Genomic DNA, 26,885 nt, shown 5'->3' with positions numbered 1-26,885 from the left:
TCAGTGACTCCGGGAAAAGAGGGGATTATGGCCGATCATGCGGATCGATTGGGCATAACTGGGCAGTTGTGTTTGTATGCTGATAGGTTCATGCAGCAGGCGGATGTTTTCAACTTGGCATTCGGCCAGTAAATCAATGAAATTCTGTACGATGCTGTCGATATTATCGGCCTGAGTAAGTGGCCAGTGAAAGGTTTGTGGCTGTAGTTCGAATGCGCTGTCTGCTGCGTTAAAGCCAAACAGAATTTTGCCACCTTCCTGTGCGGCGATGACGACGCCTACGCGAGGACTTTGCAGGCGTATGGTGCGAATGGCATTGGTGGTGAATACGTCGCAGGCCATGCGCAAACGCATGGCATTACCTGTACGTAGGGCATTCAGGGGCGATTGCGGGGAAAGCGGGTTGATAAATAATGTAGTACCGGTGGTAGCCAGATGGGTATGCCAGACTTGCATCAGGGGCAGGGCAGTATCGGCCAGATTGCAGTTTAAAGCCGGCCGGATGTCTGTGCTGGCAAAGCCTAAGGCGTAAAAAGCCTGTACGGATTGTCCGCTTTCTACTGATAGCGGTGTATGGGGCAACTGGTTAAGGAAGTCGGTGGCCAGTTGTGGATTTTGTTTGGCTGCAAACCACTGGTTGGCCTTGATATGGGTTAGGGCGGTGTCGCTGATGAGATGTGCAGCCCAGTGAATTTTATTCCAGGATTCAGACCATGGCTGGTTTTTGAAAGTTTCGGCAATAGCTGTTGCTGGTATGGTGTCGGGTAAACGGATGTTTTCTTTGGCACCACCTACTACTATGACAGGTAAAGCCAGCCATTGTACTTCTGTCTGGTTGTGTGCCTGTAAGACTGCTTCCAAGGTATCCCACAGGATATTGTAAATATCGCAGTTGGCAGCCATAGCCAGAGCTACTGATAGGTTGGTGTAATTATTCTGTGCCAGCATTCGGGTGATTTCTGCTTGCAGGCTTTCGCGGGCGAGGGTGGTCTGTGCTTTTGATGTAGGCGTTACCAGACTGGCTGCATGCAGTAGCAGTTCGTTTTTGATATGGTCGGTAGGATATGCGCGTGTATCTGGCAGGCAGTAAGATGTGTTCATGATGTTGAGATGGTTTTAGTAGGCTTGTTTGATGAGATAGTGTATTAAGTGTTAATAATCAATTTACACAAGTTAGGCAAAGTTTCAGGATAACAACAATTTAGCAATAGCAAATGAACGGGATTATTAATATTACTTTGCACAATAGGCACAATTTGTCTTATAGACTGTATATGCATAAATCGCAAGCTAATATATAAGCTATTGTAGCAAATTAGTTCTGGCTGAAATGAATATGCTGGCAGGAGGTTATATTTTTGTCTGCTGATTTGTTGCAGCAAAGCTGTTGATTTGGATAACAGGCTGGCTTGAAACTGGTTTGTGCTGCCCTTATTTTGAGCTAACAACAATCAATTTTTGGGTAATTTGAGAAAGATTATGAAACAAACACACAGTTTCCAGACTGAAGTAAAACAGTTGTTACAGTTGATGATTCATTCTTTATACAGTAATAAAGAGATTTTTTTGCGTGAGCTGATTTCCAATGCAGCAGATGCCTGCGATAAGTTACGCTTTGAGTCATTGAATGATGCTTCTTTGCTTGGGGATGATACGGAATTCAGAATTACTGTTACTGCGGATGCGGAGGCTAAAACGGTTACGGTATCGGATAATGGTATTGGTATGAATGAAGCAGATGTAATTGAACATCTGGGTACGATTGCCAAATCTGGTACGAAAGCATTTCTGGAAAAGCTGACTGGTGATGATAAGAAAGATGCCAATCTGATTGGTCAGTTTGGTGTGGGTTTTTATTCTGCATTCATTGTGGCAGATAGGGTAACTGTTGAAAGCCGCAAGGCTGGTGTGGCTGAAAATGAGGCGGTACGCTGGGTGAGTGCCGGTGATGGTGAGTTTACTGTTGAGCCCATCAGTAAGACTACGCGTGGTACAGATGTGATTCTGCATCTGAAAGAAGACGAAAAGGATTTGTTGTCTGACTGGACGTTACGCCGGATTGTGACGACATACAGTGATCATATTTCTGTGCCGATTTATATGAAAAAGGCACCGGAATATGATGAAGAAGGTAATGTAAAATCTTCAGATGAGCTGGAGGTGGTTAATCAGGCTCAGGCATTATGGCAACGACCGAAAAATGAGATTACTGCTGAGCAGTATCAGACTTTTTATCGTCATGTAGCGCATGATTATGATGATGCTCTGGCGTGGACGCATTTTCGTGTTGAAGGCCGGCATGAATATACGGGCTTGCTGTATGTGCCTAAACATGCGCCGTTTGATTTGTATGAACGTGAACAGAAACATGGGGTGCAGTTATATGTAAAACGTGTGTTCATTATGGACGATGCGAAAAAGCTGATGCCTTCCTACCTGCGTTTTATCCGTGGTGTAATTGACAGCAGTGATTTACCGCTGAATGTATCACGTGAAATTTTGCAGGAAAGCCGTGATCTGGATGCTATTCGTGCTGGTAGTGTGAAAAAGGTATTGTCTTTACTGGAAGATTTGAAGAAAAACCAGCCGGAGAAATACACTGAATTCTGGCAGGTATTTGGCAATACGCTGAAAGAGGGTATTGCTGAGGATTATAATAATAAAGATAAAATTGCTGGCTTATGCCGTTTTGCCTCTACGCATAATGATAGCAGCGAGCAGAATGTGACGCTGGCTGATTATATTGGTCGTATGAAAGAAGGGCAGGAAAAAATTTATTATATTACTGCCGATAGTTATGCTGCTGCCAAGAATAGCCCGCATCTGGAAATTTTCTTGAAAAAAGGTGTTGAGGTATTGCTGCTGACTGACCGTGTGGATGAATGGGTGGTAAACAGTCTGCCGGAATTTGATGGTAAGGCTTTGGTGAGTGTGGCCAAGGGTTCGCTTGATTTGGGTAATCTGGCTGATGAGGAAGAAAAAGCAGCACAGGCTAAAACTGAAGAAGACAATAAAGACTTGGTTGAGTTGATTAAGACTGCTCTGGGCGATAAAGTAGATGCTGTGCGTGCAACGGCTCGTCTGACTGAAAGCCCGGCCTGTCTGGTGGTTGGTGAGCATGATATGAGCCAGCATCTGGCGCGTATGCTGGAAGCTTCTGGCGCGGCCGGCCAGATTCCGCACACTAAGCCAACGCTGGAAATTAATCCGGAACATCCGCTGATTAAGAAAATTGCAGGGGAACAGGATGAAACCCAGCGCACTGAGCTGGCTGAACTGGTATATGATCAGGCGCTGCTGGCTGAAGGTGGCAAACTGGAAAATCCGGCTGCATTTGTGAAGCGCATGAATCATTTATTACTGACGTTAAACCAGTAAAGCTGTTTGTATGGTTTATAAAGGCTGTCTCGTCTGAGGCAGCTTTTTTATTGCTGTTTGAATAGTTGTTTTATTTGATGTGGTTTATGGCAATGTGGCATAAGGTAGATAGATTCAATTATTTATTTTGCTGTAATGATAATTTCTTTCCGATATGCTTTGTTTGACAAGAAAAAAATCAATACATTCAAAAATATAATTAGCAGTATGAGATTACATACTATTTTTATCGCTCAGATAGGTTAGTTCAACACGGGTTTATGGTTTCAGAAGCTGTTTTATAAAATAAAATGTAAAGAAATTTTTGATTAAATTATTTTAATATATTTATATTAATAAAATAGGTTAAAATAATAAATTGCGTTAAAAATTCGGATTCGATTTCTAAAATTATTATTTTTTGTTAAATATAATATTGGGATTTCTTTTTTAAGTTTTATATTAGAAGGTCATTTATGGATAACAGTACGGAAGAAAAATTTGATTTTGCCAATTGGGGGCTTAGTAAGACATGGCAGTTCAGATTCGAGTTTTTTGAAGAGAATGGTTTGCCAAAATTAAAACCAACTGCTCAATACAAAGAAAATTTTAAAAAATTACCGTTTTGGTCGCGCGTGAAGATAGGTGGGAATTTCTGGTCATTCTTTTTTGGTCCCTTATATTTCTTATGTCTAGGTATGTGGCGTAAAGCAATATCATTAACAATTTTGTTAGTTTTAACTGATCTGATTTTTTCAATATTCAATTTTTCTGATAGAGGAATAGGAATCATTAATGCACTTATTTGTGCACAGTTGGCTAATCCAGCCTATTATTTACATAGAGTAAAAAAATCCAAATCCTTTAATATATTTGAGGGATTATATTAATAGCTTGAGCAAGATATTACTGATAACGGCTATCTATCGTGTTCTTGGGAATGCGTTATTTAGCCGTTTTATTTATTGTCTATTTTGAAAAATATGATCGTTGCTGACGATATTTATGGAGAAATCAGGGGTTTATCCTAGCAGTTTTGTGCTGGCAGAATATGTAGTATAGGTGTAATTAGTTAATTAGATTATATAAGTTGTATAAAATAAATTATAGTATATCTTTTATGTTGTTGATTGAATTTATGGTTTAATTTCAGACAGTATTGCCCACTTCTAAATAAGCTGTATTTTATATTTGTTACCGTTTAATTCTGAATTAAATAGCAGCTTCATGGCTGTTACTATTGAAGCTGCTATTGTGGTGCGATTAAGCATGGGTTTATTTATTTGCCTGTGCTTTTTTATGATATGCCTGAATAATATACATCAGAATTAAAAACGCCAGAAAAGGAATGCCAAATAACAGGGTGGCATGGAATATTGGTGTAAACCAGGTGGTAATCATGATACTGATGATGGCAATCAGGCCGGCCAGAGTGATAAAGGGAAATCCTGGAACCCGGAATTTAAGGGTTTGTTGCTGCTGCCGCATGCGGATGCGAAAACACAGATGTGTCAGAAACACTGCGCCCCAGCTAAACAGGGCGCCGAACATGGACAGGGCGATCATGATGGGAAAGGCGGTTTCTGGGTTAAACACATAAACCAGCGCAGCCACGGCAATGCCGGCAGAAGACAAAGCTAGTGCATTGAGCGGTACGCCATTGTTTTTTACTTTGCCGAGTATTTGTGGTGCTTCGTTGGCACGTGACAGGCTGAACATCATGCGGGTAGCAATGTAAAGCATGCTGTTCATGGCTGAAAGTGCAGCCACGATGACAATAAAGTTAAGTATGCTGTCGGCAAAGGGGATGCCTACATTTTGCATTACGGTTACGAACGGGCTGGTACTGTTTTCTTCAATTAGTTCCTGCCAAGGTACCAGCATGACAATCAGGCTGAGGGCTAGCAGGTAGAATATCAGTAGTCGTGCCAGTGTGCCCTTGAATGCTGTTTTTACTGCCTGTTCGGGATTGGTGGCTTCGCCTGCGGCTATGGCAATCATTTCGATACCCAGATAACTGAATATGGAAATAATGACGCCGGTCCAGATACCAGAAAATCCATGCGGGGCAAAACCGCCGTTGAAAAGATTATGCTCAATCCTGCTGATACTGCCCTGTGACAGTAATACGCTGACAGCCAGCACGATGAATACCATAATGGCGAAAATCTTGATGGTGGAAAACCAGTATTCTACGGAACCGAATGCTTTGACACTATAAGCATTAACGCCAATCAGGCTACCGGAAAACAGAATAATCCATATCCATGAGTTTACTTGCGGAAACCAGAATTTCATGTATTCGGCAATGGCGGTGACTTCGGTACCTACAGCCAGTACGATACATGCCCAGTAGCTGTAACGTACCAGAAAGCCGGCCATTGGGTGCAGATAGAATTCTGCGTAGGCGCCAAAAGAACCAGAAGTAGGGTGTTGTACGGTCATTTCTGCCAGACAGCCCATCAACGCCAGTGCAATCAGCCCACCTAAGGCATAGCTGATTATGACGGCTGGGCCGGCAAAACCAATGGCAAATTTACTGCCCAGAAACAGTCCTGTACCAATTGCACCGCCAATGGCAATCATACTCATCTGGCTGGCAGACAGTTTTTTGTGTAACCCCGTTTCCCGCGACTGTATTCGCTCGAAATTACCCATCGTTTTTCCTTATGATGAGAAGCACAAGCCGAGCAGAATACTTATTCTCGGCTTGTTACCGTTTGAGTTAAAATGCAAATCAGGTTACTTGTCCGCGCGTATGAAACTGCGGTTGTGCCCATTCCTGATTGAGCAAAACCTGTTTCAGGTGCTGTACAGCATGCCAGATATCGACGTGGCTCAGGTATAGCGGGGTTACACCAAGACGGATAACTTCGGGTTCGCGGTAGTCACCTATCACGCCGCGGGCAATCAGTGCCTGCACTACGGCATAACCATGCGGATGGCGCAGGCTGACGTGGCTGCCACGCTGTGCATGTTCACGTGGGGTAATTAAGGTGAGGTCAAAGCCGGCACATTCCTGTTCAGTTAGCGCAATCAGTAAGTCGGTTAGTTGCAGGGATTTGCGTCGCAGGGCGTGCATATCGGTCTGTAAAAAGATATCTACACCGCTTTCGATCAGGCTCATGGAGACAATCGGCTGGGTGCCGCATAAATAGCGGCGTATATTGTCGGCAGGTGTGTAGTTTACGGCCATATCGAAAGGTTGTGCATGTCCCCACCAGCCGGAAAGAGGTTGACTGAATGCAGTCTGGTAGCGTTCATGTACCCATAACATGGCTGGTGCACCGGGGCCACCATTGAGGTATTTATAGGTACAGCCAATGGCAAAATCGCTGTTACTGCTATTTAAGTCAATGGGTACGGCACCAATTGAGTGACACAAGTCCCAGATGAGCAATGCGCCATAGGCGTGTACCAGTTCGTTGGTTGCCGCCATATCGTGCAGGTAGCCGGTGCGGTAGTTGACATGCGAAAGTACTACCACGGCGGTATGCTGGTTGATACTGGTAGCCAGATCAGCGGGTGAGTCGATTAAATGAAGCTGATAACCCTGATTAATCAGCGCCATAAAACCTTCAATCATGTAAATATCGGTAGGGAAAGAATCGCGTTCGGCAATAATAATTTTACGGGTATTATCATTATTCTGCTGAATATGTACCGCGGCAGCCAGCACTTTAAACAGGTTGAGGCTGGTGGTATCGGTAACCACTGTTTCGTTTTCCTGTGCTCCAATCAGCCGGCCGATTTTGTTGCCCAGCCGTACCGGTAAATCCCACCAGCCAGCTTTGTTCCAGCTGTTAATCAGGTCTGTGCCCCATTGCTGATTAATTACAGTCTGTGCGCGTTCGACTGCCTGTCTGGGTTTGGCACCCAGAGAGTTGCCATCCAGATAAATAACACCTTGCGGCAGTTCAAACTGGTTTTTTAGTGAAGCCAGGGTGTCGGCTGCATCCCATTGCTGACATTGTTCTAGTGTAATCATGTTACGCAGGTTAAATTTGGAAAATTAATAGTGTACAGAATAGTTGCGTGACATGGAGAATAAATTTTAAATTAATTTATCCGAATATTTACTTTAAACTAAATTTGTGAAGTCAGATGGGTAAGGTGTTAATGCTGTTATGATTGAAAGTGGTTGTTGGTTTTAGCCTGCTTTGCTCGTGTTTCGGCCAAATTTGAATGTCTGTGCCAGTATGCCCATAATCAGAATAATAGCTGCCAGCATGCTGGTGTAAATTACTTCATGTTTATAAGTTCCGTCAATAATCATGATGATGATGGAGGCGATAATCAGCCCGATAACTATATAGGTCAGCCAAGGAAAGCACCACATTTTGAATGTCAGTATCTGTCCCTGTCTTTCCAGTTTCTTGCGCATAAATAACTGTGAAAAGCTGATGGCCAGATAAACATACAAAGCAATGGTGCCGGTAGCTGTTAGCAGTACGTCGTAAATGTTCATTCTGGCACTGGCAGTTAGGTAAACAGCAAATAGGGTAAAGATACAGGAAATGAATACGCTGATTTGCGGGCTGCCATTATTCGAGGTATAGGCCATTATCCAGTGTGCATCGCCACGTTTGGCCAGTGAATACAATATACGTGAACAGGTATATAGGGCTGAGTTAAAGCAGCTTAATACTGATGTGAGTACGACAAAATTGACTATATGGCGTGCCTGTGGAATACCCAATGAGGTTAATACGACGCTATATGTGCCCCATGTAGGGTCGTTCAGGCGTGGGTCATTGTAAGGAATCAGGCAGACGGTGATAAAAATTGAACCGACATAAAACAGGATAATGCGCCAGACTACAGATTTGGTGGCTTTGCGGATTTCTGTTGCCGGATGGCTGGATTCTGCTGCGGCAACCGTTACGATTTCGACACCGATATAGGCGAACATTACGCCCAGTAAGGCGATGACGACCGAAGCTATTCCGTTGGGCATGAAGCCCTGATTGCTTAAGTGCGACCAGCCTTTGGCATCTGTCTGTCCCCAAGGCCATAAATGCATAATGGCCAGACTACCCACAATCAGAAACAGGACAATAGCTACCACTTTGATTAATGCAAACCAGAATTCAAATTCACCATAATTTTTGACATCCATCAGGTTGATAATGGCTAATGCTATTGTTACTGCCAGCATATAGCCCCAGATTGGGATCATCGGAAACCAGTTATTAAGAATTTGACCGGCTACATATGCTTCCCAGCCCATAAGTAGTGCCCAGAAATACCAGTATAACCAGCCGATGCTGAAACCTGCCCAGCGGCCGATAGCAATATCGGCATAGGTTGAGAAAGAACCGCTGTCCGGATGGGCGATGGCCATTTCACCAAGCATACGCATAATCAGCATGACCAGTATGCCGCCTGCGCCGTAAGCAAGAATAGCTGCCGGTCCGGCATGGTAGATTACTGGTCCGGAACCGATAAATAATGCACCACCAATGACGCCGGCAATGGATATCATGGCTAAATGGCGTGTTTTAAGTCCGTTTTTGAGTGCGGATGATGTACTCAATGTGTTCTCCTATTGTGGTAGTGAATGTCAGACTGGCAAACTGGTATGAACAGTAGGCAGTCCGCCACAAACTGTCCTGATTTATTGTAAGGCTTCAGGATTTTTTACCATTACAGGAACGAAGATAGCAGCACCCTGTGGTGATGCTGCTATCGTTTTAGAAGTTACTGGTTGATACCGGCCAACAGTACGTATTTGATTTCAAGATAATCTTCAATGCCATATTTGGAGCCTTCGCGTCCAAGGCCGGATTGTTTGACACCACCAAACGGGGCTGCTTCATTCGAAAGCAGGCCAGTATTAATGGCTACCATGCCATAGTCTAGATTTTCGCTGACACGCACAATCCTGCCGATGTCACGGCTATAGAAATAACTGGCCAGTCCGAATTCTGTATCATTTGCCCAGTTAATGACTTCTTCTTCTGTTTCAAAGCGGAATACTGGTGCCAGCGGGCCGAAAGTTTCTTCGCGGGCAACCTTCATCTGCTGAGTAACGTTTTTCAGCAAAGTAGGCTGAAAAAACAGTTCACCATGATGGTCTGCCGTTCCACCGGTAACGATTTCGGCTCCTTTACCAACGGCATCAGTGATATGTTCCTTAACCTTGCTGACTGCACTGGCATCAATCAGGGGGCCAACGGTTACACCCTGTTCCAGTCCATTGCCGATTTTCAGTTTGGCAATAGCCTGTGCCAGTTTGGTGACAAACTGGTCATATACTGCGCTTTGAACGTATAGGCGGTTGGCGCAGACACAGGTCTGGCCGGCATTGCGGAATTTGGAAATCATTGCTCCTTCAACGGCAGCATCGATATCAGCATCATTAAAGACAATAAACGGTGCGTTACCACCCAGCTCCATGGAAACTTTTTTTACCGTGCCGGCACATTGGGCTATCAGTTTTCGGCCTACTTCGGTGGAACCGGTGAAGCTGAATTTTTTAACCCGATCGTCTTCGGTTAATACCTTGCCGATTTCACTTGAGCTGCCGGTAACCACATTGACTACGCCGGCTGGTATACCGGCACGTTGTGCCAGCTCTGCGATGGCCAGTGCAGACAAAGGTGTTTGTGAGGCAGGACGAATAACGAAAGTACAGCCGGCAGCCAGAGCCGGTGCAATTTTGCGCGTAATCATGGCGTTCGGGAAATTCCACGGGGTAATTGCTGCACATACACCGATTGGCTGTTTGAGCACCATAATCCGCTTGTCATTAGCAGGAGCAGGGATGGTATCGCCGTAAATACGTTTGGCTTCTTCTGCATACCATTCCAGATAGGACGCACCATAGGCAATTTCACCTTTGGCCTCAGCCAGTGGCTTGCCCTGTTCTGAAGTCAGTATCATGCCCAGATCTTCCTGATGCTGCATCATCAGTTCAAACCAGCGGCGCAATAGATTACTTCGCTCCTTCGCTGATTTGGACTGCCATGGCTTCAGGGCAGCATGAGCTGCGGCTACGGCACGTTCTGCTTCTGCTTTACCCATTCGGGGCACATCGGCCAGATTGTCTCCGTTAGCCGGATTAATCACTGAAAGAACTGCGCCGTTGTCGGCGTTTACCCATTGACCATTTATATAGCACTGGGTCTTTAGTAGTGCAGGATCATGCAATTGCATAGATTTTCCCAAAGTAACTGAAACACACACAATAGGCTGCCAGTAAACCAGTCTGTACTGGAAGCCTGTAGATACCGGATATTATTGAGCCAGACGCAGGGCTGTTTCAAGTATAGCCAGTACTTCATCAAACACGTTGTCTTCGATGGTTAGCGGATACAGGTAGCCGGTTACATTGTAGTACTGGCCGCAGATGGAATCATCAAACCATTTTCCAGTTTGACACTGGCAGAAGATGTCTGTTTGATTCATCAACTCTTTCCACAAATGTAGGCAGGAGTAGGCAGGCATATTACGCATACCATCGGTATGATGCGCGTTGTAATAATATAATTAACTGGCGCAGATGAACCAGTCAATAGGGGTAATTGCATTATTCCGGCAAGTTACGGGATTAAATCTATACTGTCAATCCAACTAAATATTTTCTTGGCGTGGATATAAAAAATAGCACATTAATAGAATTAAATAATTTATAGACTGTAAATATTGAAATTATATTAAAAACGGCTACTGATAATTCATTCGATAGCTTAATTCATATAATTCATATACGTACATTTATATGTGCAGCTTGAGCTAAGGGTTATTTAAATCTTGATACTTGTATTGGCTTAACTTTATGAAAGTAATGGGTATCGCCGGTATTCAGGCTAAACCGCCCTGATTTAGCCTGAATACATACCAGATCAACATAGGCCGATACAAAAATGCTATGTGAGTGCAGCAACTTTTGACAGTTGTTCAGGAGCGCACCTTGATACGGGGAGATTTACCAATAAGCAGACAGAAAACAAAGGAAACCGAAATCATCGCCAGCGCAATCTCATATATTACATGATGGCCAAAATTGGCGGTAATTGCTCCCTGTAGCATACCCGCGAGAATAACGCTGCAAGACATGCAGTTATTAAACAGTGTAGAGGCAACACCAGGGCGTCCTGGCAGCAAATCCTGAAAGTAAATCAGGCCGATACTGGCCACGATACCGATAAAAAGACCATTGAACAATTGCAGGGCAATCAGCATCCTTTCGTTCTGGGTATAGATGATACCGATATAAAATATAATGCCGCAAATAACAGCAAAGCAAATCAGATTCTTGTTGCCAAACCGTGGCACAAGCATACTGGCTATCAGCATAGCCGGAATTTCAATCGCGGCAGCAATACCCATTAAATGGCCGGGCAAGGAGGGGGAACCGGGCAGAATACTGTCGATGTACAACGGCATATCAATTAAATACATCATATTGGCTGTACCCATGCTGATTGAGGCGATAAAAAGCAAAAGTACATTGCGGTTACTGAAAATTTTTTCTTTCTGCTCATGTTGTTTGCTGACAGGTGCAGGGCGTCTGATGGCTGGAAAAAACAGAAAAACAATCAGCAAGGCTACAAAAAACATTGCCGCAGCACTCAGATACATGACAGTAAAACCGTAATTTACTGCCAGTGCAAAGGATAATGGGGGGCCGATTACCCATGCCAGCGATAATTGAGCCCGTAAGATGCCATTGAATACCACAACATTGCGGCCAGTCTGGTCGGTATATTCACGTGCAGAGGCAAAAATCTGTGGCATGGCTGCCGAAGTGAGTGCAGAAAAAAAGATACCAACAGTAACCAGAATCAGATACTGGCGAGAGAAGGCAAATGTTATGCAGTTACCGATACCCATCAGGCAGCAAAATAAAATAATATTGCGCCGAATACCTTTATTATCTGAATACTGTGCCAGTAGAAAACTCACTACTATTCCGGCGATGGCATTTATTGAGTAAAACAAGCCTACCTGATATGGATTGACTTTAACATCTTCAGCCAGATAGCGACTGAGGGTAGGTGCCTGCAAAGCTCCGGCAATACCAATAATAAATGCAGCAACCAGAAAAGAGCCTAGAATAATATAAGTCTTTTGTTTAATAGCAATATTCTCTTCCACGTTTAATTTTCTATTCTGAAAATAAAGATTTATATTACATCTCATACAGACGAATGTCTAAAATTCTACCTGAGCGGGTGGCTGTATCAACACAATCAATATTAAATATTGTTAATCTGTTAACTAAGCTGCTATGCAATGTTAAATTTTTTTATTATCTGTCTGTTACGCATGTACCATTAGCCTGTAACTGAATGATAGTAAAATCAGTTGGCGGGTATAAATAGTGGCTTGGCCGTTTGAATAAACCATTTAAATCTTTATTGCGTACTATCTATGCCAATGGCTGATAATTAAGTATATAAAGTGAATAGATGTGCAGGATTAAACATTTTTAAATTGCCGAATAATCCCGCTCTGACAAAAGGTTCAAACTAATTGCTGCTGATGCAGTAAATTTTCAATCTGTTCTTTTTTCCAGTGATTGCTTGCGGCCAGCGTGAGAATAGCCAGCGCTGTTTCCAGATTGCATCTGCCACCATTAATGATACCGGCAGTGCGTAGCTCATGTCCTTGTGCATAAACCGCGGAGGCGCAACCCTGTAAAACTTGACTGATATTTAACACAGGTATGGATTGCTGGCTGATTTGTCTGATTGCAGCCAGAAAGCTGACATCAGTGGGCGTATTACCATTGCCATAACTTTGCAGAACCACACCATCGGGCGGGTTGTGGGTTAGGCTGGCGGTAATCATGTCAAGATTGGCACCCGGAGTAAGGATAAAACAGTGAATTCTGGCATACGGGCTGATGCAATAGCGTATTGGTGCAGCTGGGGAAGAGTTGGTAGGCAGATTAGTGTTGAACCAGCCGGTTGTGGCCGACCATTGTGCCAGTGTGCCAAATTGCGGGTTTGCAAATGCTTCTGCCTGCTCCGTACTGATTTTACTGCTGCCAATGGCTGGCCAGAGCTGGCCGTTGAAAGCAATCGCGGTCTGAGTAAAATCAGACAGGCTGAAAGCAGCCAGTGCAGTGTGCAGATTCAGTGGTGCATCACTATTAGCCGCAGCCAGCGGCAGCATGGCGCCGGTAAAGATGACAGGAATACCGAGGTGTGGCCGTGCCAGTGCAATGATATTGGCGCTGTAAGCCATGGTATCGGTGCCATGCAAGATAAGCAGACCATCATAATCAGCAGCCTTGCTGTCAATCCAGTTAAGCCACGTCTGCCAGTTGCTTAGGGTAATGGCTGAAGAATCGATTAATGGTTCGCTGATAAACCAGTCACATTGAAGCTGATGACTGTATTGCTGAAAGATAGGAGTGGCCAGACTGGCAAGGTTGGTTGCAGGCGCCAGACCGGCAGGAGTTTGCTGCATACCTATGGTGCCGCCGGTGTAGTAAACAGCCACATGTTTCGGAGTTGTCATGTATATATCGCGTTTCTGACAGTGGAAGTAGCAGATGCTAGCATAGCATGAACGGGTTTTGTTTAACCCAGCTTGCGCGTACAATAGCAGTTTTCTGTGTCCGAATGGTAATCATGATACGTACTCGTTTTGCTCCCAGTCCTACCGGTTTTCTGCATATTGGCGGTGTGCGCACAGCCTTGTTTTCATGGGCATTTGCACGTAAACAGCAGGGTAAATTTGTGCTACGGATTGAAGATACGGATCTGGAGCGCTCTACTGCGGAATCGGTACAGGCTATTCTGGATGGTATGCACTGGGTTGGTTTGGATTATGACGAAGGACCGTTTTACCAAACGCAACGCTTTGAACGCTATGCAAAAGTGCTAGATGAATTGTTGGCATCCGGCCATGCCTACTATGATTACACTAGTCGCGAAGAACTGGAAGCCATGCGAAAAGAAGCCGAAGCACGCGGTGAACATTTCTGGTACGACCGTCGCTGGCGCCCGGATGAAGGTAAAACGCTACCACCTGTACCGGAAGGGGTGCAGCCGGTGGTACGTTTTAAAATGCCGTTGACTGGTGAAACTGCATGGGATGATTTAGTTAAAGGGCATATTGCTATTGCTAATCAGGATCTGGATGATCTGATTATTGCGCGTGCCGATGGTACGCCTACCTATAATTTCTGTGTCGTAGTAGATGATTATGATATGGGTATCACACAGGTAATCCGCGGTGATGATCATGTTAATAATACGCCGAAACAGATTAATATTCTGCGTGCCATGGGCGCTACGCTGCCACAATATGCTCATTTGCCGATGATATTGAATGAAAAAGGCGCAAAAATGAGTAAGCGCCGTGATGCAGTGAGTGTGGTTGATTATGACAAACAGGGTATTTTACCAGAAGCACTGTTGAATTATCTGGCTCGGCTCGGTTGGGGGCATGGTGATGATGAATTCTTTACCATGGCACAATTTATTGAGTGGTTTGACTTAAAGGATGTCAGTCCCTCAGCCAGCCGTTTTGACCATGAGAAGTTGTTGTGGCTGAATGCACAGCATATTAAAGCCAGTGATAATACCCGTCTGGCTGCGCTGGTACACCCGCGTTTAGTACAGTCTGGCATCGAAGTTAATGAGCAGCCAGCTTTGGCCGATGTGGTGGCATTAGTTAAGGAACGCGCTCAGGATTTAAATCAGCTGGCCGAAGAATGCCGATATTTCTATGTGAAAGCCACTCCGAGTGAGAAAGAAGTAGCCAAACACTGGGATGCTGATGCGCCTGCACGTATGCAACGTTTTGCCACTGAGCTAGAACAACTGTCACAATGGGATGCAGAGAGTATTCATGCACTGTTTGCGCCATTCTGTGAAGCAGAAAATATTAAAATGGGTAAATTAGGTATGCCTTTACGACTGGCCGTATGTGGTACAGGTAAAACTCCTTCAATTGATCAAGTGCTGGCGTTACTGGGGCGTGAAGAAGTATTGCGCCGATTGCGCCAAGATTGAGTCTAATTTGCATTTGCACAGGCTGCTGGTATTGTGATTATTTGTCTGCGGACAAATATTGCAGTACCGGCAGCCTGTGTTATTTATTTTGTTGCTGCTCTGCCGGCCGTCTTTCAGGAAAAAATACTTCCTTTTAATGATTATTGTGTGTTTATGCTGGCATATGGCTAGTATGCTAAAAGATTAATTGATACCGGCAAGTTGTGGCTACGCTGTAGCTGTGGCACAATCTGCGCCGGTTTTGGATGAATATAAATGAATATAAAGGCAAATTTATCCCAACGTATTGTTGTTGGTATGTCCGGTGGTGTGGATTCATCGGTCACTGCTTGGCTGCTCAGACAGGGTGGTTATGATGTGCGCGGTGTTTTCATGCAAAACTGGGAAGACGATAACGATGACGAATATTGCTCCATCAAGCAGGATTCACTTGATGCGGTAGCTGTGGCCGACTTGATTGGCATGGATATCGATATTGTTAATTTTGCTGGTCAGTATAAAGACAATGTTTTTGCGTATTTTCTGCAGGAATATCAGGCTGGGCGCACACCTAATCCGGATGTACTGTGTAATGCTGAAATTAAATTCAAGTGTTTTCTGGAACATGCACTGGCCGGTGGCGCGGATTTGATTGCTACCGGACATTATGCGCGCAAGGATGTGCGTGATGGTGTGCATTATCTGCTCAAAGGGCTGGATCAGAATAAAGACCAGAGCTATTTTCTGTATCGTCTGCAACCCTATCAGTTGCAGCGTGCTTTGTTTCCACTGGGCGAACTGGAAAAATCTCAGGTACGTCTGCTGGCTGAACAGGCACAATTGCCGACAGCAAAGAAAAAAGACAGCACTGGTATCTGCTTCATTGGTGAGCGACCTTTCAGACAGTTTTTACAGCGTTATCTGCCTACCAATCCGGGCGCAATGGTAACGCCGGAAGGTAAAGTGGTAGGTGAACATGAAGGCCTGATGTATTACACCCTAGGACAGCGTAAAGGTTTGGGCATTGGTGGTGATGGCGAACCGTGGTTCGTAGCCGGTAAAAATCTGCCACGTAATGAGCTTGTGGTGGTACAGGGGCATGATCATCCACTGTTATTTAGCCACAGCCTGATTATGCATGATTTGAGTTTCACTACTTTGCAGCGACCGGCTGAGGGGCGATATGGAGTCAAGACTCGTTACCGGATGCCAGACGCACAGGCTACTTTGCGCTATCTGGATGATGATTGTGCTGAGCTGGTGTTTGATCAACCGCAGTGGGCAGTAACGCCCGGACAATCTGCGGTACTGTATGCTGGCGAGGTATGTCTGGGTGGTGGTATTATCAATGATACTGATAGCCACAGTATTTATAATAATTAGTTTAATTTCAACAGACTGTCTGGATACAGGCAGTCATCTTACAGGCAATAATGCTGAAGTTCTGATTTGATGTTTTCTTTAAAGTTGGTTTTGACTGAAATTTCCTTACTTCCTTTTAAATCAGACGTATTGTTGCAGAAGGATAAAAGATAATGGAAAAAATCTGGTTAAATAGTTATCAGGAAGGGGTGCGGGCAGAGGTGGATGTGCGTGCTTATTCGTCGATTATTGACGTGCTGCACTCCAGTGTAAAGAAGTTTGGTCCGCAGCCAAGTTTTTCCAATATGGGTACAACGCTTACTTATACGCAAACTGCTACTTATGTGAATCAGTTTACTTCTTATTTGCAGAATATACTCAAGCTGCAAAAAGGTGAACGGGTAGCAATTATGATGCCGAATGTGTTGCAATATCCGATTACCGTATTTGGTGTATTGCAGGCGGGTGGTGTTGTGGTGAATGTCAACCCGCTGTATACACCGCGTGAGTTGGCCCATCAACTGATTGATTCAGGTGCTACTGCCATTATCGTGCTGGAAAATTTTGCCCATACAGTGGCTGAAGTATTGGCACAAACAGCAGTTAAACAGGTAATTGTGGCCAGTATGGGTGAGATGCTTGGCTGGCTAAAGGGCAGTGTGGTGAATTTCATGCTGCGCAAAGTTAAAAAAATGGTGAAGCCTTTTCATCTTCCTCAGTCGATTACTTTTGCTCAGGCATTGGCGCTGGGGAAAAAGCAGCGTTTTACCCCAGTACCATTGGAACTGGAAGATTTGGCATTATTGCAGTATACCGGCGGTACAACTGGTGTTTCCAAGGGGGCAATGCTGACACATGGCAATATTGTGGCCAATATGCAGCAGGCATCGGAATGGATTAAAGCCAATCTGACACCGGGCGAGGAAGTGGTGGTAACGCCATTGCCGCTGTATCATATTTTTTCACTCACTGTGAATATTATGATTTTTGCCAATACTGGCTCCAAGAATATTCTGATTACCAATCCGCGTGATATCAATGCTTTGGTTAAAGTATTGAAAAAGAATCGGGTAACAGTAATGAGTGGTGTCAATACATTGTTTAATGCATTGATTCATAATGAGGAATTTAAAACAATTGACTTTGCATCATGGAAATTGGTTCTGGGCGGCGGGATGGCTACTCAGAAAGTAGTGGCGCAGGAGTGGAAAGCCATTACTGGTGTACCAATTATCGATGCCTATGGTCTGACTGAAGCCAGCCCGGGCGTGTGTGCTAATCCCTTAAATAATCCTGAATATACAGGTACGGCAGGTTTGCCAGTATCGAATACGGATATTGAAATCCGTGATGATAACGGTAAGGTGCTGGGTATTGGTGAAGTGGGTGAGTTATGGGTGCAGGGGCCGCAGGTGATGAAAGGCTACTGGAACCGGCCGGAGGAAACCGCTAAAGTACTGGATAGCCGTGGCTTTGTGGCTACGGGTGATATGGCTGAAATTGATGCCAAAGGCTATGTGCGTCTGGTTGACCGCAAGAAAGACATGATATTGGTATCAGGTTTCAATGTCTATCCGAATGAGGTGGAAGAAATAGTAGCCGCTATGCCCGAAGTATTGGAAGTAGCCTGTATTGGTATACCCAATGAGAAAAGTGGTGAGGCGATTAAATTATTTGTGGTTAAACGCGATCCCAATCTGACACGTGAACAGATTATTGCTTATTGTCGCCAGAATCTGACTGGTTATAAAGTGCCAAAAGATATTGAATTCTGCCCTGAATTGCCTAAATCTGCGGTAGGCAAGATTCTGCGTAAGGATTTACGCACCAACAAATAATTTTTCAGATACAGAAAAACGGTTACTGCCATTATGCAGTAACCGTTTTTGTTCTATCCGTGTGTATTATTTGCGGACAGGATAATAATATTTAGTTATGACTAAATACTGCTCGAATCTGATTTGTATTTTTCAGTAATGAAATAGGTAGTATATAAATATATTATAAAAAATAATTATATTTATAAGTATATAACTCAACCATTATTATGGTGTACAGGATTTTTGGTTAAATAATTTATTGTCAATATTTAAAATAGGAATGAATCCTGCGCAGATAAACTATGCAATTATCCCACTAAAAAGCTGTATGAGTTAGTATAGCCTATCCAAGTATTAAAACTAAGTTGGTTAAAGCAGAGAAATATAATCACAAACGAGTGAGTGCAACAATTTTTTGCGGCTTATGTTTAATTGATACAATCACAAACGATTACATTCATCCTTGGGTTATTAGCCCCCAGCGGAATTTAACAAATAACTACCCCTTAATTTTGTAATTTGAATATGTCTTGCCATTCCACAAATCAGGATATGATATTTATATAGAATGCGATGTTAGAAAATTACCGCTTCTTTGAGATACAGAAAATATAGGTGTATTTTCTGTTAATTCGCTTAGCTCTGGTTTTCGGTATGCGAATGGCTGGAAATTATCTTCTGACTTTGAGAAAATTTACGTTATTAAGGTGAAAGAAGCAGGGGAGTGAAACAAGAAATTTTTCTCCCATTTATTAAATTGATTAATTAGCTCGAACCAGTTCATGAAATTTTGAAATAATATTTTTAATCAATGAATTATATGTATATAAAATCTTAAAAAAGAGAAAATGAAACATTCTAAGAGTTTAAAATAAGTGAACTCTTTTTTTAATATCTTTTTTAGTCTCCTTTCCTCCTTTCTAGTCTCATCTTCTCTTTTTAAGAAAATGGTTATAGGATTATTTTAATTAGTTTGTTTGTGTACCAACTTAACTATTTAACCACTAAACAGCGTTTATAATTACGCGTAATAGGTACAATATTGGGAATTATTATTGGCGTACAATTAATCTTTTCACTCCCAAGTATAGAAGAATAGTTGCTCTTAATTGTGATTACAGGGTGATTATTTTTTTATTTAAGAATTGGCAATACGTTTATGTGATTGCATTTATTATGCTAACAGTATTTTTAATTTTAGTTTGTATGGTGAAAGTAGCTTTTTCACTTTGAAGACTTGGTCATTTATTACTGTTAATCGCGGAATCTAATCAATAATTGTTATTATGGTACATTCGCTAATATATTAAAAAAGAGAGTGTTATATACCCAAAATATAGATTGAGCCATATTTTTGTATATTGCCATCAATCCATGTTATAAAGTCACTAATCATCTGTGACAACGGTAATTTATATTGGGAAAAATTTTTTGTCATTTCTTGTAAATCATCATCATCAAAAATAAATTTAAAATCAAATAAATCATGTTTAAGCTCGTTTAGCTTTTGGGAGTGATCAACCTTATATTTGAGTTTAATTAACTCTGATTTTATAGAGAACCACTGTGCTTTATTCACTTCAGTTGTTCCCCAATGGCCATAGTTTTGATACTTGGATACATTGTTGTATATAATACCTTCAATAAAGCAAAATGCGCTTTCTGCCAGATATTTTGATGTTTCACTCCAAGCATTATCTTTGGTTGCTGGTATAGCGAACTCAAAAGTTAACCCAGGCAAGCCTTTTTCTAGTGACTGCAAAGTAAAATTAATCATAAATATACCATTATTACCAATAAATTTAAGGCACTATCAAATATCAATATAATATTTTTAGCGTACTATTGAGTTAACTCATCTTTAGTATAATTATATTGATTAAAACTAATTTGTTTTTCTGGTTTTAATATTTTTTAGTTCACCTAATTTGTAAAAAATTTATTTAACACTATTTTTTCTATCTTCTCGGCAGTTATCTAATGCTTTTGTGTTTTATTCGCTGTATTAACTCGATATTGTTGTTTTGCAATAATGCGGCGATAGAACCGCAGGCAGGTAATGATGTAATATTTAATCTGCGTGGGTAATAAACATATATCATACTAACTGCACCAGGGTAATTCTGTTCAGCATGGGCTGTTATTCAGAAGATGGCTATAAGAAGTTATGGCAATCAGGCAGGCTGGCTGGATAAATTCATGGCCAGAACGCTTTGTTTCTGGTTTTCACGAAAATCAGCTAGTTTTTGTGCCAGCTCGGGATTATCATTGGCTAGTAGTGAGATGGCAAACAGGGCAGCATTGGCTGCACCGGCTTCACCAATAGCGAATGTGGCTACAGGTACTCCTTTAGGCATTTGTACAATAGACAATAATGAATCTTCACCACGCAGATATTTGCTCGGAACAGGTACACCCAGTACTGGAACAGTGGTTTTGGCAGCAACCATGCCTGGCAGGTGAGCTGCGCCTCCGGCGCCGGCAATAATTGCTTTCAGGCCGCGTGCACGTGCATTTTCGGCATATTCAAACATTAAATCCGGAGTACGATGGGCGGAAACAACACGTATTTCATATGGAATGCTGAATTGTTGCAGAAATTGTTCAGCTTGCTGCATTACTGGATAATCGCTGTTACTACCCATAATGATGCCGATTAGTGGCGTGCTCATGTTATACCTTTACTGATAAACGGGTTATTTTTTTAACTGATGTCTGGCTTTGTTGGCTGCACTACTATTGGGATAACTGCTGATAATGCGCTGATAAGTGGTACGGGCAATATCCTGCTGTTGTAAATGTGCCTGACATTGTGCCACCAGATACAAGGCATTTGGGCTTTGGCTAGACTGCGGGAACAGGTTGACGAAACGTTTGCCAATATTGATAGCTGATTCGCAGTTGTTTAATCGGGCATGGTTTTGCAGGAGTAACCACATACGCTCCCGTGCCAGTGTATTGCCATTGCCACCACTATCAGCATTTTTAAGTAGCCGGATACTTTGTGCATAAAGTCCTGCATTATATAAACGGCGTGCTTCGCTGATATTGTCGCTGGTGGCTGGTGTTTTGGCTGAATTAACATTACTGCTGGGCGTACGTACATTCATATAGCGCGACAAGGTGGCCTGTTGCTGGCGAACATCGTTAATCTGATTTTGCAACCCGTTAATCTGAGTTTGTAGACTGGTCAGTTGTGCCTGAATCTGGCTGAGCTGGTTAGCAGTCTGGGTAATTTCTGGCGCTGGATCGTCTGAGGTAGGGGTAATGGTTGTGCCGGAGGTAGCAGGCATAGTGCTGCTACATGCGCTGATGGTTAAAATAGTGATCAGTACCAGACAGAAATGACGATAGTTTGAAAGTGGCATGTGGCGTTTTGCTCCTCTGGGTGATTATGATCATTTTTTCTGAATAAGTGTCAGACCATCACCCAGCGGTATGGTTAATGGACAGATGCGCTGATCGTGAATTAGCCCAGCGTTAAACTGACGCATGATGTGAACACTTTCAGATTCACTGCCAGTGGCTGTCTGAGCAACACGGCCATGCAGCAATACATTATCTATGGCGATAATGCCACCAGGGCGAACCAATTGCAGGCAACGTTCAAAATAATAGGGAGTAGGTGTTTTGTCTGCATCTATCAGGGCGATGTCGTAATGATTGGTCTGATTAGTGGCGATTAGTTTATCCAGTGTGATTAGCGCCGGTTGCAGGTGTAACTGTATTTTGTGGCTGACTTTAGCCAGTTGCCAATAGCGGCGAGCAATATCGGTATAGGTAACGTTAATGTCACAGGCTGTAATGTGTCCGTCATCAGGCAGCGCCAGCGCCATGGCGGTACTGCTGTAACCGGTAAAAACGCCGATTTCGAGATAATGACGCGCCTGAATCAGCTTGGCCAGCCACACCAGTAATTTTATCTGCTCCTGTGCCATGCTCATGGCACCCTTGCGGTGTTGTGCGGTTTCTGCACGCAGCTGTGCCAGCAAGGGTTCTTCTACAGGATTAATTCCGGCCAGATATTGCGCTAATGCGGGCGTACTCAGACAGGTGTGTTGACTCATAACTGTCCAGCCAGCGATTATTCTGTCAGATAGGTATAGCCTTTTTTCGGCAGTTTGGCAGCAGCAAAATTTGCTTCATCTTCTGGGTTGAGCTGGACATCCCATAACATGCCGCGATGTTTTAGCTGAGTTTGGGCTTCTTCGGGGTGTTTTGCCATAAATTCATTCAGGAATCGGGTAGTGTCAGACTGATAATTGTACATTTTGGTTTGTTCTTGCATATGTTATTCAGAAACGAGTGTAATATTATATACAAATTAGCGCCTACTGGTGTAGATACTGGCCTTATTGCACCAGTTTTGGCAGCGGGGAATGATAAGATATGAGCAGATTGGGTTATACTATGCCGTTTTATTGGTCGTGTTTGCTGCGGCACGCGAGTATTTTTTCATAAATTATTGTATTATTTATGCTAACAAATTGGTTACATAGGGTTTTGCCGCGAAAGAGTATTCGTGGTGGCAGAAAACGGGAAATACCCTTGGCTCAACACAATATTCAGGCAGATGAGCTTAGTTTTGCTGCGGAAAAAGTTATTACGCGCTTGCAGAAAGAAGGATATCAGGCCTATGTGGTGGGCGGTGCTGTGCGTGATTTGTTGCTAGGTGTGACACCTAAAGATTTTGATGTGGCGACTAATGCCACGCCTGAGCAGGTACGCAAGCTGTTCAGGCGCAGCCGCATTATTGGCCGGCGTTTTCCGATTGTACATGTTATGGTTGGTCCGGAAACGATAGAGGTAACAACTTTCCGGGGTGGTGTGGTCAATAGCCACAATGAGCTCGGCCGGATTATGAAAGATGCCAGTTTCGGTACCCTTGAGCAGGATGCAATGCGTCGCGATTTTACTGCTAATGCACTGTACTATGATCCCCAGCGTCAGGTTATTCTGGATTTTCATCATGGAATAGAAGATGTCCGTAACCGTCGTCTGGTAATGATTGGTAATTCACTGGAGCGCTATCAGGAAGATCCGGTACGGATGTTGCGTGCAGCACGACTATCAGGCAAACTTGGTTTTTCTGTCGATAAGCATACATCTAAGCCGATTGCCGAATGTGCGCAATTACTACAACGCGAACCACCAGCCCGGCTATTTGATGAAGTACTGAAGATTCTGTTTAGTGGCAATGCTCAGGCATGTCTGCGTCAAATGGCTGTTCTTGGGTTGAAAAATACTCACCCATTACTTGATGCACTGATGCCGGGTGGTGAAAGTGATGATAATATTGTCGCATTGGCTCTGCATAATACGGATGAACGTCTGCGGGCAGATAAATCAGTTTCGATGGGCTTTGTACTGGCTGCTGTGTTATGGCCTCATATCAGAGATGCATGGCAGCGCGAACAGGCCGCTGGCATGCGTACCAATGCGGCTATGAATGCGGCCATCGCTTCGGAACGACAATATGTGGATAAACGCTGGGGTGTGCCGCAGCGGTATAGTGTTACTATGCGTGAAATCTGGTCTTTACAGCCTCAGTTTGAAAATATGCGCGGGGCACGGCCTTACCGTTTACTTGGTCAGCCACGTTTTCGCGCTGCTTTTGATTTTATGTGTCTGCGTGCAACACTAGGCGAATTGCCGCAGGAAACCGTTCAATGGTGGCAGACTTTTCAGCATGGTTCAGATGCAGAGCGGGAACAGTTAATCTGTGCGGCCATGCAGATGGAAAAAACTTCAACAAGACAAAAACGATATCGTAACAGACGAAATAAGCAATCCAAGCAGGAGGAATTATGAATACAATGACAGCGGTTATTGCTTTAGGGGCAAATCTAAAAAATCCGCGCCAGCAGGTTGAGGCAGCCATGGCGGCTTTAAATCAGCTTGCAGGTGTTCGCGTTAAGGCAATTTCACCACTTTATAAGACTAAGCCGGTAGGGCTGACTGACCAGCCTGATTTTGTCAATGCAGTGGTATTGGTTCATACCACGCTGAGTGCTCCTGAATTGTTAAGCGCTTTGTTAAAGCTGGAAGAGCAGTTGGGTCGGGTACGCAATGTTCCCAATGGTCCGCGAGTTATTGATTTGGATCTGATTGATTACCATCATCAGATTTTTAATGATACTGATTTGGTTCTGCCTCATCCGCGTGCACATGAGCGTGCCTTTGTGATGACTCCGCTGGCTGCCATTGCTCCATATTATGTGATTGGTACACATGGCAGTGCTTCAACTCTGGCTGCGAAATTATTGAAAGCACAGCCGGATGCGGTGACGATTATTACTGATGGTCAGGACTAGGCAGGGAAAATATGGATTATCGCTACATTGTCGTAGAAGGCTCTATAGGCAGTGGTAAATCAGCTTTAAGCCGTCGTCTGGCGCAGTATTTTGATGCCTTACTACTGTCGGAAATACCGGAAAGCAATCCGTTTCTGGAAAAATTTTATCTCAATGCCACTAATCATGGTTTGGCCACCGAGATGCATTTTCTGATACGTCGTTGCGAAGCAATCAATGTAATTTATGCTGAAGATGAGCGCCGTTCACGGATAATTGCTGATTTTCTGCTGGAAAAAGACCAGATATACGTGCCGGTTATTTTGCGCGAAGATGAGCAGACTCTGTACTGGCAAGTCAAGCAGAAAGTGATGCCGAAATTTCCGGTACCCGATTTGGTGATTTATCTGGAAGCAGATGATGATTTGCTGGACAGGCGTCTGCATCAACGGGGTGATGGGTTAATAAATCTGTTTCCTGCGGGCTATCTACAACAGATTCATGCAGAATATCGCCGTTTCTTTCATTTATACCAGCATGCTCCTCTGTTAATTGCTAATACCAATGAGCTGGATTTTCTTGGTAATGACGATCATTTTGAACTGTTGTTAAATACTATTGCTAATATGCAGGGTAGTCGCAACTATTTGAATCTGAGTGAGTAGTTATATTATGAGGCATCTGATAAAGATGCTGTTAATATCTGCGGCTTGTTGTGAATTTGCAGGATGAGGCTGTTGTGAATTTGCTATTTTAATTGGCTATGCTTTTTTTAATATAAGTAAATAAATATCAATGATTCTATTCTGCTTATTTAGAAATTAGCGGAAATATTTTTCAGCTGATAGCGCTGTTAACTGTACTTTTCTCCCGGAAAGTACAGTTTTTATATGTTGGCTTGCACTATAGTGAGCTTTTAGCTGCAAATTCAGCAGTTAATAATACGGGGGAGGGATTCGGGAGGTCATACAGTGCTGTCGGTATCAGTTGCCAAATCTGATATTTGTGCGCAAATTAAATTAATTGTTAGCAATGATCTCTTGAGCTAAAGGATGGATAGTCGCTAGCAAAATATTTGTTAATCTGCTCTGGTAGATCGAGCGTCTGTGGTATTTTGCAGGTCATTAATACAGGCTGGATGCTATTTGCTTTAACTGATACCGATGTCTTTTGTTGATATTTTGACGATAGACAAATCGGCAGTAGCTGCCAGCAGTATCTTTCCAATGAACATAATTAACGGATTTAGCTGTATGCATACTATTCATACTTTAAGAAAAATGAAAGCGGCTGGCGAAAAAATTGCTATGCTTACCTGTTATGATGCCAGTTTTGCCCGCCTGATGAGTGATGCAGGTGTTGATGTGCTGCTGATTGGTGACTCGCTTGGCATGGCGGTACAAGGGCAAACTTCTACCATTCCGGTTAGTGTAGAGGATATTTGTTACCACACGGCTGCGGTGGCGCGTGGCAATCAGCAGGCGCTAATTGTGGCCGATTTGCCATTTGGTGCCTACCAGCAAAGTAAGGAACAGGCTTTTGCAGCAGCGGTGCGCCTGATGGTGGCTGGTGCACACATGGTTAAACTTGAAGGTGGCGCTTGGATAGCAGAAACCACGCAGTTTTTGCAGCAGCGCGGTATTCCGGTTTGTGCGCATATTGGGCTTACTCCGCAATCTGTGCATACGCTGGGCGGCTATAAGGTACAGGGTCGTGGTGAGGCCGCGGCACAATTGCTGGCAGATGCTCAGGCACATGCTCATGCAGGGGCGGATATGGTGCTGATGGAATGTGTACCAGTACAGCTGGCCGCGCAGGTTACTGCTACAGTAAGCTGTCCTACTATCGGTATTGGTGCTGGTGTGGATTGTGATGGGCAGGTACTGGTAATGCACGATATGCTGGGTATTTATCCGGGTAAAACAGCCAAATTTGTTAAAAACTTTATGCAGGGAAATGACACTATTCAGGCTGCAATCAGCACTTATGTAAATCAAGTAAAGGCAAAAGTGTTTCCGGGTATGGAGCACAGTTTTACTGACTGATTATTTTAGTTAAGATTGTGTTTCTGTTTGAAATAATTATCTGTTTGCCCGTCT

General features: G+C 43.5%; 22 protein-coding genes. 9 read left to right on the top strand and 13 right to left on the bottom strand.

Going from position 1 to position 26,885, the window contains the following annotated elements; translation table 11 throughout:
* The gene (locus tag J6578_RS02305) at positions 1-1,101 is read right to left on the bottom strand and encodes a conjugal transfer protein (protein ID WP_287953804.1); all 1,101 of its coding nucleotides are present in this window, start codon (positions 1,099-1,101) and stop codon (positions 1-3) included.
* Positions 1,102-1,479: 378 nt separating this feature from the next.
* Between J6578_RS02305 and htpG the strand changes: the two genes are divergently transcribed.
* Together htpG and J6578_RS02295 are read left to right on the top strand one after the other, a co-directional pair.
* A complete protein-coding gene (gene htpG / locus J6578_RS02300) occupies positions 1,480-3,378 on the top strand; it encodes a molecular chaperone HtpG (protein WP_093090954.1) in 1,899 nt (632 codons plus the stop codon).
* 455 nt (positions 3,379-3,833) lie between these two features.
* On the top strand, positions 3,834-4,247 hold the full coding sequence (locus J6578_RS02295; RefSeq protein WP_287953803.1) for a DUF2628 domain-containing protein: 414 nt from the start codon (positions 3,834-3,836) through the stop codon (positions 4,245-4,247).
* 385 nt (positions 4,248-4,632) lie between these two features.
* On the opposite strand, the gene J6578_RS02290 is transcribed toward J6578_RS02295, so the two are convergent.
* The 7 genes from J6578_RS02290 to J6578_RS02260 form a co-directional block, all read right to left on the bottom strand.
* Positions 4,633-6,015: an amino acid permease gene (locus tag J6578_RS02290; RefSeq protein WP_100149753.1), complete on the bottom strand. Its 1,383-nt coding sequence runs from the start codon at positions 6,013-6,015 to the stop codon at positions 4,633-4,635.
* Between the two features lie 79 nt (positions 6,016-6,094).
* Positions 6,095-7,345, bottom strand: a complete 1,251-nt coding sequence (kynU, locus tag J6578_RS02285; RefSeq protein WP_287953802.1) for a kynureninase — start codon at positions 7,343-7,345, stop codon at positions 6,095-6,097.
* Positions 7,346-7,507: 162 nt separating this feature from the next.
* On the bottom strand, positions 7,508-8,893 hold the full coding sequence (locus tag J6578_RS02280) for an amino acid permease (RefSeq protein ID WP_287953801.1): 1,386 nt from the start codon (positions 8,891-8,893) through the stop codon (positions 7,508-7,510).
* A gap of 164 nt (positions 8,894-9,057) precedes the next feature.
* Positions 9,058-10,515, bottom strand: coding sequence for an NAD-dependent succinate-semialdehyde dehydrogenase (locus tag J6578_RS02275; RefSeq protein ID WP_093090946.1), 1,458 nt, complete (start codon positions 10,513-10,515; stop codon positions 9,058-9,060).
* A gap of 81 nt (positions 10,516-10,596) precedes the next feature.
* Complete coding sequence (locus J6578_RS02270; protein ID WP_287953800.1) at positions 10,597-10,767, bottom strand: hypothetical protein; 171 nt, start codon at positions 10,765-10,767, stop codon at positions 10,597-10,599.
* Positions 10,768-11,259: 492 nt separating this feature from the next.
* Complete coding sequence (locus J6578_RS02265; RefSeq protein ID WP_239362622.1) at positions 11,260-12,459, bottom strand: sugar efflux transporter; 1,200 nt, start codon at positions 12,457-12,459, stop codon at positions 11,260-11,262.
* A gap of 369 nt (positions 12,460-12,828) precedes the next feature.
* Positions 12,829-13,830, bottom strand: a complete 1,002-nt coding sequence (locus J6578_RS02260) for an asparaginase (RefSeq protein WP_287953799.1) — start codon at positions 13,828-13,830, stop codon at positions 12,829-12,831.
* Between the two features lie 110 nt (positions 13,831-13,940).
* Between J6578_RS02260 and gltX the strand changes: the two genes are divergently transcribed.
* The 3 genes from gltX to J6578_RS02245 all read left to right on the top strand — a co-directional run bounded on the left by gltX (position 13,941) and on the right by J6578_RS02245 (position 18,511).
* Entirely contained in the window at positions 13,941-15,332 is a 1,392-nt protein-coding gene (gene gltX / locus J6578_RS02255) for a glutamate--tRNA ligase (RefSeq protein WP_287953860.1), read from the top strand.
* Positions 15,333-15,587: 255 nt separating this feature from the next.
* Positions 15,588-16,694: a tRNA 2-thiouridine(34) synthase MnmA gene (gene mnmA / locus J6578_RS02250; RefSeq protein WP_100149749.1), complete on the top strand. Its 1,107-nt coding sequence runs from the start codon at positions 15,588-15,590 to the stop codon at positions 16,692-16,694.
* Between the two features lie 152 nt (positions 16,695-16,846).
* Entirely contained in the window at positions 16,847-18,511 is a 1,665-nt protein-coding gene (locus J6578_RS02245; RefSeq protein ID WP_287953798.1) for an AMP-binding protein, read from the top strand.
* A gap of 1,303 nt (positions 18,512-19,814) precedes the next feature.
* Here the strand turns inward: J6578_RS02245 and J6578_RS02240 are convergent.
* The 5 genes from J6578_RS02240 to J6578_RS02220 form a co-directional block, all read right to left on the bottom strand.
* The gene (locus tag J6578_RS02240) at positions 19,815-20,270 is read right to left on the bottom strand and encodes a hypothetical protein (protein WP_239324847.1); all 456 of its coding nucleotides are present in this window, start codon (positions 20,268-20,270) and stop codon (positions 19,815-19,817) included.
* A gap of 397 nt (positions 20,271-20,667) precedes the next feature.
* Positions 20,668-21,165, bottom strand: coding sequence for a 5-(carboxyamino)imidazole ribonucleotide mutase (gene purE, locus J6578_RS02235; RefSeq protein WP_287953797.1), 498 nt, complete (start codon positions 21,163-21,165; stop codon positions 20,668-20,670).
* A gap of 24 nt (positions 21,166-21,189) precedes the next feature.
* Complete coding sequence (locus J6578_RS02230) at positions 21,190-21,861, bottom strand: tetratricopeptide repeat protein (protein WP_287953796.1); 672 nt, start codon at positions 21,859-21,861, stop codon at positions 21,190-21,192.
* A 30-nt stretch (positions 21,862-21,891) separates the two neighbouring features.
* Positions 21,892-22,560: an O-methyltransferase gene (locus J6578_RS02225; protein ID WP_100120868.1), complete on the bottom strand. Its 669-nt coding sequence runs from the start codon at positions 22,558-22,560 to the stop codon at positions 21,892-21,894.
* 17 nt (positions 22,561-22,577) lie between these two features.
* The gene (locus J6578_RS02220; RefSeq protein WP_093091308.1) at positions 22,578-22,763 is read right to left on the bottom strand and encodes a DUF3460 family protein; all 186 of its coding nucleotides are present in this window, start codon (positions 22,761-22,763) and stop codon (positions 22,578-22,580) included.
* Between the two features lie 206 nt (positions 22,764-22,969).
* Between J6578_RS02220 and pcnB the strand changes: the two genes are divergently transcribed.
* The 4 genes from pcnB (at position 22,970) to panB (ending at position 26,831) form a co-directional block, all read left to right on the top strand.
* Entirely contained in the window at positions 22,970-24,304 is a 1,335-nt protein-coding gene (gene pcnB, locus J6578_RS02215) for a polynucleotide adenylyltransferase PcnB (RefSeq protein ID WP_287953795.1), read from the top strand.
* The gene (folK, locus tag J6578_RS02210; protein WP_287953794.1) at positions 24,301-24,807 is read left to right on the top strand and encodes a 2-amino-4-hydroxy-6-hydroxymethyldihydropteridine diphosphokinase; all 507 of its coding nucleotides are present in this window, start codon (positions 24,301-24,303) and stop codon (positions 24,805-24,807) included. Before pcnB ends, folK begins: the two co-directional genes overlap by 4 nt.
* Positions 24,808-24,818: 11 nt before the next feature.
* On the top strand, positions 24,819-25,451 hold the full coding sequence (locus tag J6578_RS02205; RefSeq protein ID WP_239362537.1) for a deoxynucleoside kinase: 633 nt from the start codon (positions 24,819-24,821) through the stop codon (positions 25,449-25,451).
* 588 nt (positions 25,452-26,039) lie between these two features.
* Positions 26,040-26,831 carry a 3-methyl-2-oxobutanoate hydroxymethyltransferase gene (panB, locus tag J6578_RS02200; protein WP_287953793.1) on the top strand — a complete coding sequence of 264 codons (792 nt, stop codon included), beginning with the start codon at positions 26,040-26,042 and terminating at the stop codon, positions 26,829-26,831.
* Positions 26,832-26,885 lie beyond the last annotated feature (54 nt).

The sequence above is a fragment of the Snodgrassella sp. genome (assembly GCF_024103505.1).
In the GTDB taxonomy this organism is placed as follows: domain Bacteria; phylum Pseudomonadota; class Gammaproteobacteria; order Burkholderiales; family Neisseriaceae; genus Snodgrassella; species Snodgrassella communis.
The sequence above is the reverse complement of the archived record's forward strand: the minus strand, read 5'-3'. Positions and strand labels throughout refer to the sequence as shown.

What these genes read in the sequence shown, in the direction of transcription:
- J6578_RS02305 (WP_287953804.1), bottom strand. Translation starts at nt 1,101, where the DNA reads ATGAACACATCTTACTGCCTGCCAGATACACGCGCATATCCTACCGAC.
- htpG (WP_093090954.1), top strand. Translation starts at nt 1,480, where the DNA reads ATGAAACAAACACACAGTTTCCAGACTGAAGTAAAACAGTTGTTACAG.
- J6578_RS02295 (WP_287953803.1), top strand. Translation starts at nt 3,834, where the DNA reads ATGGATAACAGTACGGAAGAAAAATTTGATTTTGCCAATTGGGGGCTT.
- J6578_RS02290 (WP_100149753.1), bottom strand. Translation starts at nt 6,015, where the DNA reads ATGGGTAATTTCGAGCGAATACAGTCGCGGGAAACGGGGTTACACAAA.
- kynU (WP_287953802.1), bottom strand. Translation starts at nt 7,345, where the DNA reads ATGATTACACTAGAACAATGTCAGCAATGGGATGCAGCCGACACCCTG.
- J6578_RS02275 (WP_093090946.1), bottom strand. Translation starts at nt 10,515, where the DNA reads ATGCAATTGCATGATCCTGCACTACTAAAGACCCAGTGCTATATAAAT.
- J6578_RS02270 (WP_287953800.1), bottom strand. Translation starts at nt 10,767, where the DNA reads ATGAATCAAACAGACATCTTCTGCCAGTGTCAAACTGGAAAATGGTTT.
- J6578_RS02260 (WP_287953799.1), bottom strand. Translation starts at nt 13,830, where the DNA reads ATGACAACTCCGAAACATGTGGCTGTTTACTACACCGGCGGCACCATA.
- mnmA (WP_100149749.1), top strand. Translation starts at nt 15,588, where the DNA reads ATGAATATAAAGGCAAATTTATCCCAACGTATTGTTGTTGGTATGTCC.
- J6578_RS02245 (WP_287953798.1), top strand. Translation starts at nt 16,847, where the DNA reads ATGGAAAAAATCTGGTTAAATAGTTATCAGGAAGGGGTGCGGGCAGAG.
- J6578_RS02240 (WP_239324847.1), bottom strand. Translation starts at nt 20,270, where the DNA reads ATGATTAATTTTACTTTGCAGTCACTAGAAAAAGGCTTGCCTGGGTTA.
- purE (WP_287953797.1), bottom strand. Translation starts at nt 21,165, where the DNA reads ATGAGCACGCCACTAATCGGCATCATTATGGGTAGTAACAGCGATTAT.
- J6578_RS02230 (WP_287953796.1), bottom strand. Translation starts at nt 21,861, where the DNA reads ATGCCACTTTCAAACTATCGTCATTTCTGTCTGGTACTGATCACTATT.
- J6578_RS02225 (WP_100120868.1), bottom strand. Translation starts at nt 22,560, where the DNA reads ATGAGTCAACACACCTGTCTGAGTACGCCCGCATTAGCGCAATATCTG.
- J6578_RS02220 (WP_093091308.1), bottom strand. Translation starts at nt 22,763, where the DNA reads ATGTACAATTATCAGTCTGACACTACCCGATTCCTGAATGAATTTATG.
- pcnB (WP_287953795.1), top strand. Translation starts at nt 22,970, where the DNA reads ATGCTAACAAATTGGTTACATAGGGTTTTGCCGCGAAAGAGTATTCGT.
- folK (WP_287953794.1), top strand. Translation starts at nt 24,301, where the DNA reads ATGAATACAATGACAGCGGTTATTGCTTTAGGGGCAAATCTAAAAAAT.
- J6578_RS02205 (WP_239362537.1), top strand. Translation starts at nt 24,819, where the DNA reads ATGGATTATCGCTACATTGTCGTAGAAGGCTCTATAGGCAGTGGTAAA.
- panB (WP_287953793.1), top strand. Translation starts at nt 26,040, where the DNA reads ATGCATACTATTCATACTTTAAGAAAAATGAAAGCGGCTGGCGAAAAA.